Annotated in this window: 18 protein-coding genes; 5 read left to right on the forward strand and 13 right to left on the reverse strand. The window is 44.3% G+C overall.

The genetic code is table 11. The annotated features are described in order from the left end of the window. Window positions 1–134 precede the first annotated feature (134 nt). Entirely contained in the window at window positions 135–671 is a 537-nt protein-coding gene (locus AC1U9Z_RS13990) for a small multi-drug export protein (protein ID WP_479957991.1), read from the reverse strand. A 130-nt stretch (window positions 672–801) separates the two neighbouring features. Further along, a complete protein-coding gene (locus tag AC1U9Z_RS13995) occupies window positions 802–1,137 on the reverse strand; it encodes a tRNA-binding protein (RefSeq protein ID WP_333532311.1) in 336 nt (111 codons plus the stop codon). Window positions 1,138–1,476: 339 nt separating this feature from the next. Here AC1U9Z_RS13995 and AC1U9Z_RS14000 point away from each other — a divergent pair, with 339 nt between their 5' ends. Genes AC1U9Z_RS14000 through AC1U9Z_RS14020 form a run of 5 tightly spaced genes read left to right on the forward strand, consistent with a single transcriptional unit; the run spans window position 1,477 to window position 5,782 of the window. Further along, a complete protein-coding gene (locus AC1U9Z_RS14000) occupies window positions 1,477–2,202 on the forward strand; it encodes a hypothetical protein (RefSeq protein WP_479957993.1) in 726 nt (241 codons plus the stop codon). 16 nt (window positions 2,203–2,218) lie between these two features. Beyond that, complete coding sequence (locus tag AC1U9Z_RS14005; protein ID WP_479957994.1) at window positions 2,219–2,476, forward strand: PqqD family protein; 258 nt, start codon at window positions 2,219–2,221, stop codon at window positions 2,474–2,476. Further along, window positions 2,454–2,924 (forward strand): S24/S26 family peptidase, encoded by a 471-nt coding sequence (locus tag AC1U9Z_RS14010; RefSeq protein WP_479957996.1) that lies wholly within the window; start codon window positions 2,454–2,456, stop codon window positions 2,922–2,924. The genes AC1U9Z_RS14005 and AC1U9Z_RS14010 overlap by 23 nt, the downstream gene beginning before the upstream one ends. Further along, window positions 2,914–4,608: an ABC transporter ATP-binding protein gene (locus AC1U9Z_RS14015; protein ID WP_479957997.1), complete on the forward strand. Its 1,695-nt coding sequence runs from the start codon at window positions 2,914–2,916 to the stop codon at window positions 4,606–4,608. The genes AC1U9Z_RS14010 and AC1U9Z_RS14015 overlap by 11 nt, the downstream gene beginning before the upstream one ends. Then, entirely contained in the window at window positions 4,589–5,782 is a 1,194-nt protein-coding gene (locus AC1U9Z_RS14020) for a nucleotidyltransferase domain-containing protein (RefSeq protein ID WP_479957999.1), read from the forward strand. The genes AC1U9Z_RS14015 and AC1U9Z_RS14020 overlap by 20 nt, the downstream gene beginning before the upstream one ends. 185 nt (window positions 5,783–5,967) lie before the next feature. On the opposite strand, the gene AC1U9Z_RS14025 is transcribed toward AC1U9Z_RS14020, so the two are convergent. From AC1U9Z_RS14025 to AC1U9Z_RS14075, 11 genes are all read right to left on the reverse strand, one after another. Next, window positions 5,968–6,447, reverse strand: a complete 480-nt coding sequence (locus tag AC1U9Z_RS14025; RefSeq protein WP_479958001.1) for a 2-thiouracil desulfurase family protein — start codon at window positions 6,445–6,447, stop codon at window positions 5,968–5,970. A gap of 109 nt (window positions 6,448–6,556) precedes the next feature. After that, window positions 6,557–7,999, reverse strand: a complete 1,443-nt coding sequence (gene gatB, locus AC1U9Z_RS14030) for an Asp-tRNA(Asn)/Glu-tRNA(Gln) amidotransferase subunit GatB (protein ID WP_479958003.1) — start codon at window positions 7,997–7,999, stop codon at window positions 6,557–6,559. A gap of 17 nt (window positions 8,000–8,016) precedes the next feature. Beyond that, window positions 8,017–9,471, reverse strand: a complete 1,455-nt coding sequence (gene gatA, locus AC1U9Z_RS14035; RefSeq protein WP_479958005.1) for an Asp-tRNA(Asn)/Glu-tRNA(Gln) amidotransferase subunit GatA — start codon at window positions 9,469–9,471, stop codon at window positions 8,017–8,019. Between the two features lie 13 nt (window positions 9,472–9,484). Next, window positions 9,485–9,769, reverse strand: a complete 285-nt coding sequence (gene gatC, locus AC1U9Z_RS14040) for an Asp-tRNA(Asn)/Glu-tRNA(Gln) amidotransferase subunit GatC (protein WP_333532320.1) — start codon at window positions 9,767–9,769, stop codon at window positions 9,485–9,487. A 141-nt stretch (window positions 9,770–9,910) separates the two neighbouring features. Beyond that, a complete protein-coding gene (locus AC1U9Z_RS14045; protein WP_333532321.1) occupies window positions 9,911–11,185 on the reverse strand; it encodes an amidohydrolase family protein in 1,275 nt (424 codons plus the stop codon). Between the two features lie 132 nt (window positions 11,186–11,317). Beyond that, window positions 11,318–12,268 (reverse strand): peptide-methionine (R)-S-oxide reductase MsrB, encoded by a 951-nt coding sequence (gene msrB / locus AC1U9Z_RS14050; protein WP_479958048.1) that lies wholly within the window; start codon window positions 12,266–12,268, stop codon window positions 11,318–11,320. A gap of 185 nt (window positions 12,269–12,453) precedes the next feature. Next, entirely contained in the window at window positions 12,454–13,155 is a 702-nt protein-coding gene (locus AC1U9Z_RS14055) for a SanA/YdcF family protein (protein ID WP_479958008.1), read from the reverse strand. A 152-nt stretch (window positions 13,156–13,307) separates the two neighbouring features. After that, on the reverse strand, window positions 13,308–14,126 hold the full coding sequence (locus AC1U9Z_RS14060) for a divergent polysaccharide deacetylase family protein (protein ID WP_333532323.1): 819 nt from the start codon (window positions 14,124–14,126) through the stop codon (window positions 13,308–13,310). A gap of 47 nt (window positions 14,127–14,173) precedes the next feature. Beyond that, window positions 14,174–14,821, reverse strand: a complete 648-nt coding sequence (locus AC1U9Z_RS14065) for an N-acetylmuramoyl-L-alanine amidase family protein (protein ID WP_333532324.1) — start codon at window positions 14,819–14,821, stop codon at window positions 14,174–14,176. A 200-nt stretch (window positions 14,822–15,021) separates the two neighbouring features. Continuing rightward, window positions 15,022–15,720 (reverse strand): uracil-DNA glycosylase, encoded by a 699-nt coding sequence (locus AC1U9Z_RS14070; protein WP_333532325.1) that lies wholly within the window; start codon window positions 15,718–15,720, stop codon window positions 15,022–15,024. A 223-nt stretch (window positions 15,721–15,943) separates the two neighbouring features. Further along, complete coding sequence (locus AC1U9Z_RS14075; RefSeq protein WP_333532326.1) at window positions 15,944–17,869, reverse strand: oxidoreductase; 1,926 nt, start codon at window positions 17,867–17,869, stop codon at window positions 15,944–15,946. Window positions 17,870–17,942 lie beyond the last annotated feature (73 nt).

A 17,942-nucleotide genomic window follows, 5' to 3' on the forward strand; every position in this document is an offset into this window, starting at 1 on the left:
TTATGCATTTATTTGAATTAATATAATGTTAATTTTATCATATTGTTTACAATCTACAAGTAGTTATGCTAAAAAATTTCTCTAAAAGAGAGCTGGCAAGGGTTATTTGCCCTTGCCAGCTCATCCTTGCCGCATTATTTAAATAGTTTAATAAGAAACCCGTTTTCCTCTACATTAGGAATAAAAAAAGCTACCCCATAACTGGCTGCCATGGCAGATACAATTGTCCATAATACTAAGCTGATAAGCATCCAAATAAACACCCGTTGCCTTTTTGAACCAAAGCTTATTGCCATAAGGGCAGAAATATGGGAACCTACAAGCATAGGACCAAAAATGGTTAGTCCGGGTAAGCCAAATTTGCTAAAAAGATTTCTGGCTCGTTTTTTCTTTTTTGATTCCGGTTCAGGAGTATCTTCCTCACTGTTCTGGAACGCCATTTCATCTTCCCCTTTTATCTCATTACGCTTTAGCTTTCTTGCACCCCACCATCTCTTGACCTTATCAGCAAAGATGATTAACAGCACTACCGTAAGTAAATTCCCTAGAAACCCTAGTACAGCCACTGGTATTGGAGCTAGCCCTCCAGCTATCGCCAGCGGGACAACCGTAACCAGTTCAAACAAAGGAACGGCAGCCAAGAAGAAAACCAAAAAATAAGATATAAACAATTAGCAACCTCCTAATCAGGAAAATTTAAGTCCTTGGTTTGTATAATCTGATACTATTATCGTTGAACATTGCATTATAGGTCAAGGGGGCGTCTCTATAAATGAAACGCCCCCTTGCTAATGTTTTAAACTAACCTAATTTGTCACCTTTACGAACCGGTTGGTCTGGTTGAATTAATACCACCCCTTGTGCAGCATAAACGCCTAATATTAAGACCTCCGATGTAAAACCTGCAATTCTTTTTGATGGAAAATTTACCACCCCTAAAACTTGCTTACCTACCAACTCTTCCCCTTGATAGCACTCAGTAATCTGGGCACTGGACTTCTTTACACCGATTTCATCACCAAAATCAACCCATAATTTATAGGCAGGTATTCTAGCCTTTTCAAAAAACTCCACCTGTGTAATCTCACCAACCCGGATATCCAATTTCATAAAATCTTCAAAAGTAGCGTTAGACATATTGTAAAACCTCCTATACACATTGTAAAAAGCTAATACTCCATGGAGTTAACGATTTTTCGGTAAACCCAGGATCCTTTCTGTTTTATTGTAAATTATTAATATTTATTTTTCAATTTTACTACGATTATCATAGAAAGCCAACGTATCTGCCGGGACACAGTCAATCAATCGCTGCAATGGTTATTTTCAGCATACCCTAATCAGGGAATATTCGAAGGAATCTGAACTTTTTCATCGAATATGTCTATCTGTAAAGAAGTGGTAATACTTGAGCATTGCATTAATCGGCCTCCTGCAAAGGGTTTGTCTCAGAAAAGCTTATGGAGGTAATGGACGATGAATATATACAAAATCGCAGACCTTACTGTTGCCTTACAGGCAAACGGAGAAACCTTACAAAAACAAACCCTGGCCTATTTATCGAATCCAACCAGGCCTGTGGATATCAGCATCACCTTGACCGAGGATTTCTTGCTGCAAAAGCAAGGGGAAAATCCTCATTTAAGCCCTAATGAATGTGAATATATCTGGACCGGTGCTGAGTTTTACCACCGTCTGTTAGACTTTGACGGTTTTGTCTTACATTCCTCAGCGGTGGCCTATGAGGGACAAGCTTATCTTTTCTCCGCACCCTGCGGTACCGGCAAATCTACCCATGCCAGTCAGTGGCAGGCGTATTTCGGCGAGGATAAAGCAGTCATTATTAATGATGACAAACCAGCCATCCGGCTCATTGATCAGCATTTCTACGTCTACGGAACACCCTGGAGCGGCAAAAGTCCACACAATACCAATATTAAGGTACCCCTGCAAGCCATCTGTTTTTTAGAACAGTCAGCGAACAATTGGCTAGCAAAAATTGCTGTTAAAGACGCGCTCAGGTTAATTCTTAATCAAACCCTGCGCCCCCATAATATACAGCATATGGATAAGTTGCTTTATTTATTGGACCGTCTCCTGCGGCAGATTCCGATTTATAAAATGGGCTGCAATATTAGTGAGCAAGCGGTAATCATGGCTTACCAGGCGATGTCTGCCAAAAGAAAGGGTGAGAAAAATTAAAATCAAAGAGGGCTATATGCTGCGGCAAGTGGCAGGAAATAATGTGGTCGTGGCAATTGGCAAAGCCACCCTTGATTTCAACGGGTTAATTAGTTTAAACGATACGGGAACCTTTCTCTGGAAACTGTTGGAAAAAGGTACCAACAAAGAGGAACTGCTTTTGGCCATCCTAGACGAATATGACATTGATGAGGCAAGGGCAAAAAGGGATATCGCAGAATTTATTGAGAAGCTGAAAGGTGCAGATTTGCTTGTCCAGGCGAATTTTACTTAGTGAAGTATCCCCGCTCATGGAGGAAATCCTGAAAGGCGGCGGCGAAGTGTCCTTTACTCCCAGGGGAAATAGTATGCACCCCATGCTGCGAAACCACCTGGATAAAATTATTCTGGTACAGGCCCCCGCTAAACTAAAAAAATATGATATCCCCCTTTACCGACGCCATAACGGGCAGTTTGTTTTACACCGGGTGGTGGCTGTAAAAGAAGATGGCTATGTACTCTGCGGCGACAACCAAATTCAGCGGGAATATGGAATCAGGCACCATCAGGTGATGGCAGTGGTCAAAGCTTTCTATCACCGAGGGAAATACATTGACTGCCATACCAATAACCTGTACCGTCTGTACTGTATCACCTGGATTGCCCTAACCCCGGTTCGCAGGACCCTATGCAAGTTGAGGGCACTCGCCAGCAAGGCAAGGAGGAAGCCCTTTGAAGGATAGGGAGACCGTGCAGTGGCTGTATCATAATTCCCGAACACACCTGGCACCCATGGTCATTCTGATAATCGGCAACGCTATTTTTGCAGCCTGCGGCATAGCCTTTGCATTGATTTCTCGGCAGGTAATTGATGGTGCAGTAACCAGTGACCGCCAGGCTATCCTTATCTTTGCCCTACTGTTGCTGGGCGTTATCCTGCTGCAACTGCTGCTGAACCTCCTCTGCCGGCATCTTGAAGAGATCATCAAGGCTAGGTTGGAGATGAGGTATAAAAGCCAACTCTTTTCTAAACTTCTCCACAAAGACTATGCCACCGTTTCCAACTACCACAGCGGCGAACTGCTCAACCATCTTACTAACGATGTGACCATCATCGCTGATGGTGTGGCCACCATTGTACCCAGCCTGGCCTCTATGCTGACCAGGCTACTTGGGGCCTTTGCCGTCCTGGTTGCCATAGACCCCATCTTTGCCCTTGTTTTCGCCTTAGCCGGTACCTCTATCTTCTTTATAATCAGATTATTTCGCGGCCTGATGAAACAACTGCATAAACAAGTACAGGAAACAGACGGCAAGGTACGTTCCTTTATGCAGGAGAGTATTGGAAACCTACTGGTGGTAAAGATCTTTGGTGTACAAAGGCAACTGGAGGATCGGGCAACCGACCTGCAACAGAAAAATTACCAGGCCAAGAGAAAGCGCATGACTGCCAGCATCTTTGCTAACAGCGGCTTCAGTTTTATTTTCCAGCTTGGTTATCTATATGCCCTGGTGTGGGGAGCCTACAAGCTTTACCAGCAAGCCATTAGCTTTGGCACCTTGGCTGCTATCCTGCAACTGGTGGGGCAGGTGCAGACCCCCTTTGTTGGTCTGTCGGGCCTGCTGCCCAAGTATTATGCTTTACTGGCTTCCAGCGAAAGAGTGATGGAGCTGGAACGTCTGGCTGATGAAACGGAGCTTAATCAAGGTCCGTTGGATACCGCCCAGTTGGAGCTTGGTTTTAAGGCGATTGTGTGTGCCAATATTCGTTTTGGCTACGATCGGGATAGCATTTTAGAGCATGTCACCCTGAGTATAAACAAAGGAGACTTTGTGGTTCTCACCGGAACCTCCGGTATTGGCAAAAGTACACTCTTAAAGCTGCTGCTCGGTGTGTACCAACCCAATGAAGGTGATATCTACCTGCAAATGAATGACGGCAGTGGGATTAAGATTGACCGGCAAGTCAGAAAACTTTTCGCTTATGTACCCCAAGGAAACCTATTGCTTTCCGGTACCATTAAAGAGAACATCTCCTTTATCAAGCCCACCGCCAGCGATGATGAAATAATGCGGGCTGCCCAGATAAGCTGTGCTGACGAATTTATTAACCAGTTGCCCCAAGGGCTCAACACGGTAATCGGCGAAAAGGGTCACGGTTTATCCGAGGGTCAAATCCAGCGACTGGCCATTGCCAGGGCTATCCTGAGTGATGCACCTATCCTGCTGCTGGATGAAGCTAGCTCCGCCCTTGATGAAGGCACGGAACAAAGGCTGCTTAGCAATATTAAGTCCCTGCAGGGCAAAACCTGCCTGATTGTCTCCCACCGCAGGGCAGCCCTGTCTATCTGCAATCAAGAGGTCTGCATTGAAAATAAGACTATCCTTCCCAGGGAGGTCGGTATGAATGAAGGAAAATCCAGCTAGTCCTACGGTGGGCAGTTATTTAATTGCCCTGCTGGCTTCGATACTAAAGGGGGAAAGTCCACCGCCAATGCCAGCCGGGCTGCCAATGGATAAACTCTGCCAATTTGCCGCCTGGCACCATGTAGCCAATATGGCCTATTACGGCTTACTCAAATTGGACCCGTTACCGCCGGAGTCCATACTCAAGTCCTTTAAGCAGGCCCGCAGCAAGGCCCTGGCTAAGGAAGCCCGGCAGGAGTTTGAGGTACAGCAAATTTTAGCCGCCTTTGAAGAAAAACAACTTAAGCATATGCCCCTTAAGGGATTTATCATTAAACACCTTTACCCCCAACCGGACATGCGCTTAATGGCTGATGTGGATATTTTAGTGGAAGCAGACAAACTTAAAGCAGCCCGGGAGATTATGCTTACCTTAGGTTACACCTCTGTCCACGAAGGGGGCAACCACGACGTCTACCACAAAATGCCGGTGATGAATATAGAACTACACCGGGCCTTGATTGCGGAAAGCTATCATGATTTATATGCTTATTTTGGCACAGGCTGGCAGCGTGCCGCACTGCAGGCAGGGAAAAATTACAGCTATGAAATGTCTGGGGAGGATTTTTATATTTATCTGCTGGCCCATATGGCCAAACACTACCGGGGGGGCGGCACCGGTATTCGCTCAGTAATGGACGTATGGGTGTATAAAAAACATTACCAGGACAGCTTAGATTGGGACTACATCCGCAGCGAGCTGGCAAAGGCCGGTCTGGATGACTTTGCCCAAAATATGGAGGGTTTGTCTGAGTGCTGGTTTGATGGTAGGGAGATGAATGAACACGATCAGGCAATGACTGCCTTTGTACTGTCCAACGGAACCTATGGCACAGCCCAAAATGCTGCCCTGGGCAAGTTCATCAAAACCAGAAAAGCCGACGACAGCTTTAGGGTGGCCAAGTTAAAATACACCTTGGGTATCTTCTTTCCCAATAAGGAACACATGACCATCCTCTTTCCATTTCTTAAAAAACTGCCCTTTCTGATACCTCTCTGCTGGATTGTGCGCGGCCTAAAAACAATTATATTAAGACCAGCTAATATTAAACACCGTATCCGGAATACTGTTTCCCTCACGGAAACTAACTCGGCCCAAAGGGAAAAAATCCAACGGCAGTCCGGATTTAAATAGGACTGCCGTTGTTTATATCATTAATTCCATGCATCCGGATAGGGAGCAAGGTTATCTATGCCGCTTGAGGTCATTCGATCCTCCGTCTCGAACCGGATCATTTCCAATTCCGGCTTTCCTATATTTTAAACTACAACTACCTGACAATTTTTTATGCATGATAAAAAGCATTTTTCACAATACGCCTATGTCATGGTCAACTGTGAAATTTGTTCCTCCGAGATAACCTTAATACCATTTTGATGTAATAAAGCGGTTGTGACACCCATGCCCGAGACAACTTTGCGTTCCACCCCTGGGGAATCGCTTTTAACTCGATTGTAAATGCAGGAACTACCGCAGGAAGGGCTGCGTTCTTTTAAAATAGCCAGCTTAATGTTATTTTCCTGTGCCATTTGCAATACCTTAGCCGCCCCTTGCAAAAATTCTGTGGTTACATCTTGACCCCCTTCACATAAGCAGCGGGCATTGCCGGTCAATACCTGAAAGCCATCCCCTGTTTCAATGTCCACTGGTTCCCTAGGCGTTGCCAGGCCCCCCAGTTCCTCAGGACACACAGCAAGGGCTTTTCCCTGTTCCACCAGTGCTAAAACCTCCGGCACCAAATTGTCTCCGCCATGATATTTACATTTAATGCCAGCCAGACAAGCACTAACTAAGATCATATTCTCTCTCCCCTATTCTTTACCCAATGTATCAATGCAGAATATTGTAAAACCACCCCAGGGAAACGAATGTACCTCAGGGTGGTTTAAATTTCTCCCGCTTATACCCTTACTCAGCAAGCTTAGCCCGAAGCATCTTATTCACCACACCGGGATTGGCCTGTCCCTTGGTGGCTTTCATTACTTGACCTACCAAAAAGCCAATGGCCTGCTCCTTACCAGACTGAAAATCTGCCACTGATTTGGGATTCTTCTCAATAACCTCTGCAATAATTTGATCCAACAGCCCGGTATCCGATATTTGAGAGAGACCCTTTTCCTTGACAATTTGGTCTGGGTCTTTACCCTCCTCAAACATAACCTCGAAAACCTCTTTGCCGATCTTATTACTGATGGTGCCTTTTTTGATTAACTCCAACAGAGAGGCCAGTCCGGCAGGGGTAATCTTAGCCTCGTTTAGTTCCATATTGCGGGCATTTAACAGTCGTAAAAGTTCACCCATGATCCAGTTGCTAATGGTTTTAGCATCCGGATACTTTTGCAGTGAGGCATCAAAGAATTCTGCTAAGGCAAGGGAACTGGTAATGATGCCGGCATCATAGGCAGGCAGACCATACTCCTCAACCAGGCGTTTCCTGCGAGCGTCCGGTAATTCAGGAATGACTTCTCTGACCTCGTCAATCCATTCTGACGTTAGCTCAATGGGGGTAAGTTCATGCTCGATAAAACACCTGTAATCCGGGTTTTCTTTATTACGCATGGATACTGTAATTCCTCTGTTTTCATCCCAGCCACGGGTTTCCTGGATAACCTTTTCCCCGTACTGCAAAACACCTATCTGCCTTTCCACTTCATACTCAATGGCCCGCTGCACTGCACGGAAGGAGTTCATATTCTTAATTTCTGTTTTGGTGCCCAATGTCGTAGTGCCAACCGGGCGAACGGAGACGTTGGCATCACAGCGCAAGGAACCCTGCTCCATCTTTACATCAGACACACCCGTATATTCCAGGATAGACTTGAGCTTCTCCAGATAAGCCTTCGCCTCTTCGCCTGAGCGAATTTCAGGTTCCGATACGATTTCTATCAGGGGCATCCCGGACCTGTTATAGTCCACATAGGAAGCATGGGAATTCGTGATGGACCCGCCTGAATGGGCTAGTTTCCCAGGGTCTTCCTCGATATGGGCCCTGGTAATGTTAATTCGTTTATTCTCACCATTAACTTCTATATCAAGATAGCCGCTTTCAGCGATGGGCCGAAAGACCTGGGAAATTTGAAAGCCCTTGGGTAAGTCTGGGTAATAATAGTTTTTTCTATCAAACCAGGTGTAGGTTCCTATTTCACAATTGAGGGCCAGACCAGCCTTGGTGGCTAACTCCACAACCTTTTTATTTAAGGTACCTGTACTACCTGGCAGACCCAGACAGACGGGGCACACCTGCGTGTTTGGCTCCTTGCCAAATTCCGTTGAACAGCCGCAAAATAATTTTGTCTCGGTCTTTAACTCCACGTGAACCTCTAAGCCGATAACTGCTTCGTATCTACTCATCTTAACCGTTTAACCCCCTATAAATCAGGCGTTGGCCTGGTTTGGTCTGTACTTTGCTCCAGGGTATAGCCTACCCTCAGCAAAGTTCCCTCGTCAAAATGCCGGGCAATCAGCTGCAGTCCCACTGGCAGCCCTTCCACCATACCATAGGGCAGGGACATGGCCGGCACACCAGCTAAGTTAACTGGTATCGTACAGGCATCGGACAGGTACATAGCCATCGGGTCCCCTGCCTTTTCACCGATTTTGAAAGCAGTTGTGAGGCTTGTAGGCGTTAACAGCAGGTCAAATTTTTCAAAGGCCCGTTCAAAATCCTGTTTGACCAGATTACGTATTTTTAAAGCCTTCGTGTAATAGGCATCATAATTATCCGTACTTAATGCATATGTACCGAACATGATCCGTCTTTTTACCTCTTCCCCAAAGCCCTGGCTGCGGGTCTTTTTGAACATCGTCAACACATCTTCGGCCTCTGCCCTTAGGCCATGCCTAACTCCATCATATCTGGCTAAATTGGAGCTGGCTTCGGCAGAGGAAATGATATAGTGAGCGGCCGGCGCGTATTCGGTATGGGGCATCGTTGCCTCTTCACAGATGGCTCCCAATTCCTCCAGCTTACGGACAGCTTCCTGAAGCTTTGCCGCTACCTCCGGTGCCAGACCTGTCCCGAAATACTCTTTGGGCAAGCCAATTCTCAATCCTTTGACATCATTTACCAGGCTCTTTGTAAAATCGGGTGCATCGACAGCAACGGATGTTGAATCCTTGCTATCGTGACCACAGATTACATTTAAGATTAAAGCCAAATCCGTCATATCCCGGGTCAGGGGACCAATTTGGTCCAGAGAAGAAGCATAGGATATTAGACCGGAACGAGAAATATAGCCGTAAGTAGGCTTAAGACCTATGACACCACAAAAAGCCGCTGGCTGTCGAACGGCACCACCTGTGTCTGAGCCTAAAGCAAAGGCTGCTTCCCCCGCTGCCACTGCAGCAGCTGAACCCCCACTGGAACCACCAGGTACTGCTTCAGCGTTAAAAGGATTTTTGGTGCTATAAAACACGGAATTCTCAGTGGAAGAACCCATGGCAAACTCATCCATATTGCATTTGCCCATCAGTACCGCACCCGTACTCTTTAACTTTTCGACAACTGTGGCATCATAGGGAGGGATGAAGTTATTTAGCATTTTTGAAGCACAGGTAGTCTTTACTCCCTTTGTACAAATATTATCCTTTATGGCCATGGGAATTCCCGCCAGGGGAGAGAGTTCTTCCCCCTTGGCCCGTCTCTCATCAACAGCCCTGGCCTGGGCTAAAGCTTCCTCTTCTGTTACTGTTACAAAGGCCTTAATGCCCTCTTCAACCTGACGGATACGTTCCAAATGGCTCTTGGTTATTTCTTCGCTGCTAACTTCGTTTTTCTTGATAAGTTCACTAAGGTCGTGAACGGATAATCGATTCAATTGCATCGGAGACCTCCTGCTAAATAATACGGGGCACTACAAAGGCCCCCGCTTCTTCTTTTGGCGCATTAGCCAAGACCAGCTCTTTAGCAAGACTTGGCTGCAGCTTGTCCTCCCTAAAGACATTTTTAAGTGGAAGGACATGGGCAACAGGCTCTACCGTACTGGTATCTACTTTGTTTAAAAGCTCCAGGTAATCCAGTATTTTATTGAGGGACCCTGTATAGGCTGCTTTTTCTTCCACTGTTAGATCAAGCCGACTTTGATGCGCGACTTGTTCCACGTCTTTATCAACCATTTTCATTGGCAGCTCATCCTTCTTTCTTCGATTATATGTATATATGCCATAACCTTAGGCAAGTTATGACTTCTTTCCCTATTATACCATTTGCTTGTAAATAACGGAATTTTCTAGTGTAAAGGTAGTTTTTAATTTTTTGGGGGGTTAAATCTCCACTTCTTTTCCTAGAAGATATCGCATGCAGATATTCCTATCATCCCCTGCATAGCAAAAGCGCTCCAGTCGTTCCACGGGAGTAAGCTCCTCCCCGAACATATTGCTGTCATCAATTACTAAGGTGTTGAAACAGTAGCCTTCATCAAATGCTCCAACTTGATTAAAATACCTTCCGCCGGAACGCGTTGCCATATAAAAAGCCTCTGCCAGGTTGACAGCCTCCCACTGTGGGTCAAACATATTACGGATTTTTGAATGCTGAATCGTGTTGGCTATTGCCCTGGCAATTGATAAACTTGCACCCGAACCTATATCACTGCCAATTGCCAGGTTAATACCCCTCTGCAACAGCTTTTTCACTGGCATGATACCACCGGCATTAATATTGGCAGTTGCCTCCGGACAATGAACGGCCAAACAGTTTGGGTTCTCCATCAGGGCTAAAACATCGTCGTCCATAAAAATACAATGGGCCATGATGGTAGGTCTTTGTCCAAGTAGATTGTTTTTATAAAAAATCTCTGCTCCATTTTTGTAACCGGGGAAAAGTTCCTTAACCACTTTCATTTCATTAACTGCTTCGCACATATGTGAATGGACGGGAACCTCATATTTTTGGCATAAATCACCTAACCCGGCCAACAGTTTTTCGCTGCAGGTGATGGTAAATCGGGGGACAATGGAAGGCTTAACCTGGCTGGTATTTTGATGTTGTTCTATGAATTTTTCAGTATCAATAAGGGATTGTTCGGTCTCTTCTATATAATATGCCGGACTATTTTGATCCATATTGAGCTTTCCCGTAAAAGCAAACAAGCCTTTTTGCTCCAGTATATCGAACAATATTTCCGATGCTTGATAATGAATGGATGGAAAACAATTTACATGTAAAGTGCCCTGCCGTAATAACTCATCTACAAAAAGTGTATAGACTTTCCTTGCGTGTTCTGCATTTTTAAACTTTGCTTCGGTGGGATATGTATAAGTAGTTAGCCAGTCCAAAAGCTCCCGATCCATACCAATGCCCCTTTGCAAAAACTGAGGAGCATGAACATGCATATCACAAAAGCCCGGTATAATCAGATTATTGCCCCAATCCATGACATTCTCTTTTGGAAATTCTTCTGGCAATGCCGGATAAATCCCCTTGACAATTCCATCCAGTACCAATATATATGAATTCTCTTTACTAATAAGGGTATCCTTATCCTGACTGTAGATTATGTTTCCCTTATATGCTCTATATTTGCTATACTTTCCCATTGCGATCTCCTTTACTAGTTAGGAAAACCTTCTATTTATATACCATGCCTGCACACCCTATGTCCAGAACGGAAAATACCTGGCAATTATAAAAACTTGGCTTATTTGTACGCCAAGTTTCTATAGGCTGGCTCAATCAAATATATGAAGTAGGCTTTCATAACCTTTTTTCTTCATGTCTTCCTTTGGAATAAATTCGAGGGAGGCACTGTTGATACAATACCGCATGCCGCCTAACTCCCTTGGTCCGTCATTAAAAACATGTCCCAAATGGGCATCCCCGGTTTTGCTTCGCACTTCCGTCCTGTTCATGCCATAACTTGAATCCTTTGCCTCACGGATAAACTCAGAATCAATGGGTTTGGAAAAGCTTGGCCAGCCACAACCTGCGTCAAACTTATCTCTGGAAGTAAAAAGTGGTTCCCCGGTAGTAACATCTACATATATGCCATCTTTAAAATTATTATAGTATTCATTTCTGAAAGGTGGCTCTGTGGCATTATTTTGTGTTACATTATACTGCATATCCGTCAGGGTAGTTTTTAAAACCCCTTTTGTTTTGGGCCGATATCTCATTTTATGATCCTGTGCCAGCTGTACTGCTGCAAATTTTTCTTCTCCAATATGGCAATAACCACCTGGGTTCTTGTCTAAATACTTTTGATGATATTCTTCGGCTGGATAATAGTTTGCTAGCTTAAACACCTCGATGGCAAGTGGCTTCTCATAGTTCTTCTGGAGTTCTTGTAGTGAGTTAGATATTATTTCTTTATCTAGCTCATCGGAATAATAAATTCCGGAACGATATTGAATCCCGATGTCATTCCCTTGTCTATTTTTTGCCAAAGGATCAATGGCCTGATAAAAAAGTTTTAATATAAATTCTAAACTTACTTCATCCGGGTTATATACTACTTTGACTGTTTCCGCATGGCCCGTGTTTTTATGACATACATCTTCATAACTAGGGTTCTCCGTATTACCATTGGCATAGCCTACCTCGGTGCTAATAATTCCTGTTATTAAAGACAGATATTTTTCTATCCCCCAAAAACAGCCGCCGGCCAGATAGATTTCCTTTATATTGCTGTTGTATTTATGATCCATTCTACAAATCCTTCCTTTCTCTAAGGATGTCCGCTGGCTACAACAAAATTAAGCTAATCTACAAAATATCTTACCCAAAGTTGACCCTCGGTATTGGCCTATGGGCATGGAAAAATCAGCCGCACCAAGACCAGGCTGACAATGGGTGCGTGGTTGCTTCGTTAATCGTTTGTCAAATTACCATTACCTGTTACTGGTATGGTTTCACCTAAAAAGGTAGGCTCCGGTTTAATCATCACATTTATGAAATCCTTTACCCTTGCCAACGTCTCTCTGAAGTCTCGGACTTCTTGCCCGGCATAGCTCCTTGGATCAGAAGCAACTCCATACGCCTCAATTTCCAGCTTTTTTGCGATATACAAAGCGCGGTACAAATGGTATTTCTGTGTTACAACGATAATTTTCTCGGCTTGAAAAATATCTTTTGCACGATACAGGCTATCATAGGTATTAAAACCCGCATGGTCCATAAATATATGTTCCGAATGAATATCTCTATCGATGGCAAACTGCTTCATGATATTAACCTCATCGTATTCTTTCCTACCATGGTCGCCGCTCATTAGTAATCGATCGGAAGCTCCATTCCGATATAACTTGATACCCTGCAAAAGTCTATCCTCCAGCATATGACTGGGTCTTTCATTATTCCACACACCTGCCCCGAGAATCAGGATACAATCCGCATCTAACAAGGCTGCCTCATCTTCTGACACAATTCTATCCTTTACGGAGGATACAACGTGATAATTAATAAGTAAAAGAGAGGCTAATCCTATTAAACTAACGAATAAAAATGCAACCATCATGCTTTTAAGTTTTTTTCTTCTTATCCCTTTTTCTATCATCATAACTCCAAACATATAGAAATTTCCTTTTATATTATTATACATTATTTTAAGGTTGCTTCTACCCCTTCACAGATGAGTATACCCTATACCACCGATTAAAACCTGCCCATGTTGATTCATGAACAGAACCCAGTCCCTTCAGACTGGGTTCTACATCACCCTGTTTAGACTTCTCCATCGGCATTGCCGTTGTTTGCTTTGACAACCTCCGACAGAGGTACTAACTTAATGCCCTGCTGTTCAATGTATGGAATGAGCTCCTTGATTGCCTTTGCCGTTACGTTACCACCATGTCCCACATGTCCAATTGCTACGGCATAGCCCTGCTTTTGGGCAAGTTCACAGGCCTTGCGAATTTGCTTGGTAACATGTTGGTTGCTTTTAACATCATCCAAAAACACATCTCTTTTCACCCAGGGAATGTGCATACTTTTCGATACGGGTATAACCTGTGACTTACTGGAAGTCCCGCTATCCAGGACAAAGATTCCCTTGCTCTTGGCCACATCCAGCATGGGCATAATCTTTTCCTTATTGCTGGTTATTTTGGAGCCGGTATGATTATTAAAACCACAGGCATGGGGAATGGAGTCTAAATTTTTGCTAAAGGTATCCCGGATTTCCTGTGTACTCATACTAGCAAAAATAGCTCCGGGCCCAAGCCAGGAAGCCTTGCCGTGCATAGGTTCCATCGGTTGGTGCAAAATCACCTCATGACCCAGCCGATGGGCTTCTTCAGCATGGGCTATAGAATTAATTAAATTGGGCATTACAGCCGCCGTTATGGGACGGTCAAGGGCCAGCAATTCTGTTACACCATGACTATCAGCACCCCCAAAATCATCAATGACAATGGCTAATATGGGCTGCTTCTGAGTAGTTAAAGGTTTAGAAGCAACAACCGCGTTCCGCATGGTAAAATAACCGAATAGAACCACCATACTCATCAGGACAATATAAAAGCCCCACCTTTTGCGTTGCATTTAACTCACCCTTTGCTGTAGATTTTGCCTTAATACATGCGTGCTTTTTATATTTCGACATTTTCTTTGGTATCCTGATTTTTCACTTGCAAATAGTTGATCGTTCCTGTGGCAATGGCCTGGGCCAACATTTGTTGATAGTTTTTATCCAAGAGCTTTTCCCTTTCTTGGGGGTTATTGAGAAAGCCCGTTTCCACAATTACACAGGGCATCTCCGTATGCCTTAGGATGTAATAACTACCGGTTTTTACCACACGCTTGTTGATATCCGGTATGCCTGTCAATTCATTTTGAATGCTCTCCGCCAGTAATTTCCCCTGGGTTGAATTATTGTAATAAAAAGCCTCCGGACCAGAGCATTTGCGTCTGCCCACATTCACGTGGATACTGACTACGGCATCAGCATTAAATTTACGGGCTATCTCAATGCGCTTTTCAAAATCGTATCGTTTGGCATCCCGACCATGCAAACCGGGAACCGCAAGGTTGTAATCACCGTCCCTCGTTAGCTGAACCTCCACGTGGCTGGCTTGTAGGATTCTACTGATTTCCTTTGCAATGGCAATATTTATGTGCTTTTCCATCACCCCATTGCGAGTAGCACCTGGATCATAACCTCCATGTCCGGGGTCAATGACAACCTTACCCAATGATTCACCTGCCCAGCCTATACTAGGATAAATCAGCAAAAACAAAAGGAAAACCCACCGTAAAAGCACATTCTCACCTCACCTTTGGTGTTATTTTGCCAAAGGTGGGTATAAAAATATCCCTCAATCATTCTGATTAAGGGATAGGATCATTTTACATTATTGTAAAGGTGTAGAAATTTTCCTGTAGTTCCATCTTAAAATGGGGGTAAAACAATCGCTTCGACTATGAATACCATCATACGCTAGACCAAAATATTTTTAATCGCAGCCCGGAAATTACCCGCTCCCCCATTTGCTGGGTGTGGTACATGAATATTTTCAATCCCAAATTTACTCAAGGTTCTTGATGAGTGTCCTCCGATAGAAATAACGGTAATGTTTGGGCATAGCTTTAATAACATTTCCGTATAGTACGCACCCACTTCTAATTCTACAGCGGTAGGGGTACGATTGGTTAAAGGTCCTTTACTTCGATCAAAGGGATGAAAAGGGAATATATTCCATGTAATTACCTGATAAGGAGATACTTTGCTTTTTATTACTTCCCCCCACACAATGGTTGCTGTGGGCTCTGTAAATCCAAAATTTTTTTGCGTATCCTTTAGTTTTTGGTTGTCTGGGTTGCTGGTTCTTCTCCCCTGTATATCTTGTAAAATAACGGAAGGTTTAACACCAGCATGGTTCCCCAAAAGTATTCGTTCCGATGTCATTGCCACACCTGTAAACCTACCGCCCTGGTAACCAACAGCTTCTGCCACAAGAAGGTACCTTGCCCCGGGTATCCTGGCAGATAAGAATTGTTCAAGGTGGTTGGACCTTATGGCCGGTGCTTCCGGACATATATCACAAATTTCATCATAATCTTGCCACGGATTAAAAACATTTTCGATTGATTTATATTTTTGAAGTTCTTCAATAAACTTGTTTATGCTGCTACTCATCGTTGTTGCCTCACATTAGTTAGTTATAAATAAAGTATAGCATGAAAAATGAAAACAAGCTTCCTTAAATTAATGTTCCAAGATGAAGTTAATAACCAAGACTTAATGAACGAAGAAATTCGTAAACAAATTGCACAAAATCCGGGCTACTACCTTAAATTAACGTGCAAGGGGGCGGTTGTTAACACCCGTCCCCTTGTCATCCAGCCAATTCATGATCTATTTACAACTTCAAAGCTAACCGTGCGCCTTCATCGATTGCCTCAACACCCCGGCGAACCTTTGCCGCATCACCAATTACGTGTAGTGATCTCACCTTGCCGGTCAATTGCCTTTCCAAGGGGTTATAGGACTTTGCACCGATTGCTAATACAGCCATATCAAAGTCTGATAGCTCTATTGTGCCAGAAGAATTTGTGCAAAGAGCACCATCCTGCTTGAACTTCTCTACTTTTGTACGGGTTACTATTGCGGCCCCACCTGATTTTAAAGATTGCAGGCTAAAATATACGATACTTGGGTGAACATTCTTTCCTACAGCATCCTCCATTTCAACAATTGTAACCCTGCGGCTTTGGCTAAGTAGATGTTCGGCTGTTTCCAATCCTACCAAGCCACCACCCACAATAAGAACATTTTTCCCCAACATTACCCTTCCCAATAAGACATCTACTGCCTGAACAACTTCAATACCTTCGTTGGGTATTGGAAAATCCAAGGGAACTGCTCCGGTAGCTAAAATAACTTCATCGGGGTTTAGGTTTAAGATCATCTCTGCATCTGCTTCTATATTAAGCTTAAGATTTACACCATATTTCTTACACATTTCATAATAATACCGAATGCCCTTGGCCAGATCCTGTTTTCCAGGCGGCACAGCCGCTGGTATAAACTGACCGCCAACTTTGTTGTTCTTTTCCAATAGGGTTACCCTGTGCCCCCTGGCAGCAGCAACCCACGCTGCTTCAAGTCCGCCTGGCCCGCCGCCCACAACCACAATGGTTTTGGGGTTTTTTGCAGGTGTGATCTTCATTGTACCCTCATGGCCTGAAAAGGGATTGATCATACAGGACACACCGCGATCACCGGGAATTACTCCTGGTACACCCTGACACCTGGTCATACAACCAACACAGGGGGAGATTTCCTGTGGTCTGTTCTCAGCAACCTTATTAGGGAACTCCGGATCGGCAATGGACCCTCGCCCTAAAGAGACAAAGTCAGCCCGACCGCTGGCGATAACTTCCTCCGCCATCAAGGTATCCGTAATACGACCCACAGCAATAACAGGTACATTGACCGCCTTTTTAATAGCCTCTGCCGCGTATAGGTTAAAGCCGGTAGTAACACTGGCAGGTGCAACCATCCAGGGCATACTTGCGTAAACGCCCGTGGAGACATGAATGGCATCTGCCCCAGCCTCAGCCAGAGCCTTCGAAATGGGTATCGTCTCGTTAAGCTTTAGTCCACCATTTACTCTTTCTTCCCCGCTAATGCGAAACACAAGGGGAAATTCCTTGCCGCATTTGCTTTTTATATTTTTTATTAATTCCAGTGCAAACTTCATGCGACCTGCTAAATCTGCCCCAAACTCGTCTACCCGCTTATTCGTATAACCCGATAAAAATTGGGCCACCAAATACCCATGGGCACCATGAATTTCCACACCATCAAAACCAGCTTTTTTAGCCCGGAGTGCGGCATCACCAAATTTCTCTACCACTGCATCTATTTCTTCAATTGAAAGTTCCCTGGGAAGCTCAAGATTAACAGGGCAAGGGACAGCCGATGGGGCCACTGGTTGCATACCAGTCACAGCACGATTTGTCTGTCGTCCAGAGTGCTGTAGTTGAACAAGTACTTTTCCCCCTGCCCGGTGTATCGCGTCTGTTAATGTTTTAAGCCCAGGAATGATGTCATCAGAGTCAATCCTAAGCTGTCCCGGTATTGCTTTGCCCTCTAAATCAATATAGGCGAATTCTGTGGTGAGCAGTCCAAATCCCCCACGGGCCCGTGCAACATAATAATCTACTAATTTTTGACTTACCTTTCCATCATCACCATGACTTGAACCCATCGCTGGCATAATAAATCTATTTTTCAGTTCTAAACTACCAATTTTACCTTTTTTTAGGACGTTTTCAAACAATTATGTTACCTCCCCGGAAAAATTAAAAGCAAACACCTAACTTTTAACCAAAATCTTACCCACATTAGGGTGA

It is taken from the genome of Desulfotomaculum sp. (genome assembly GCF_982386235.1).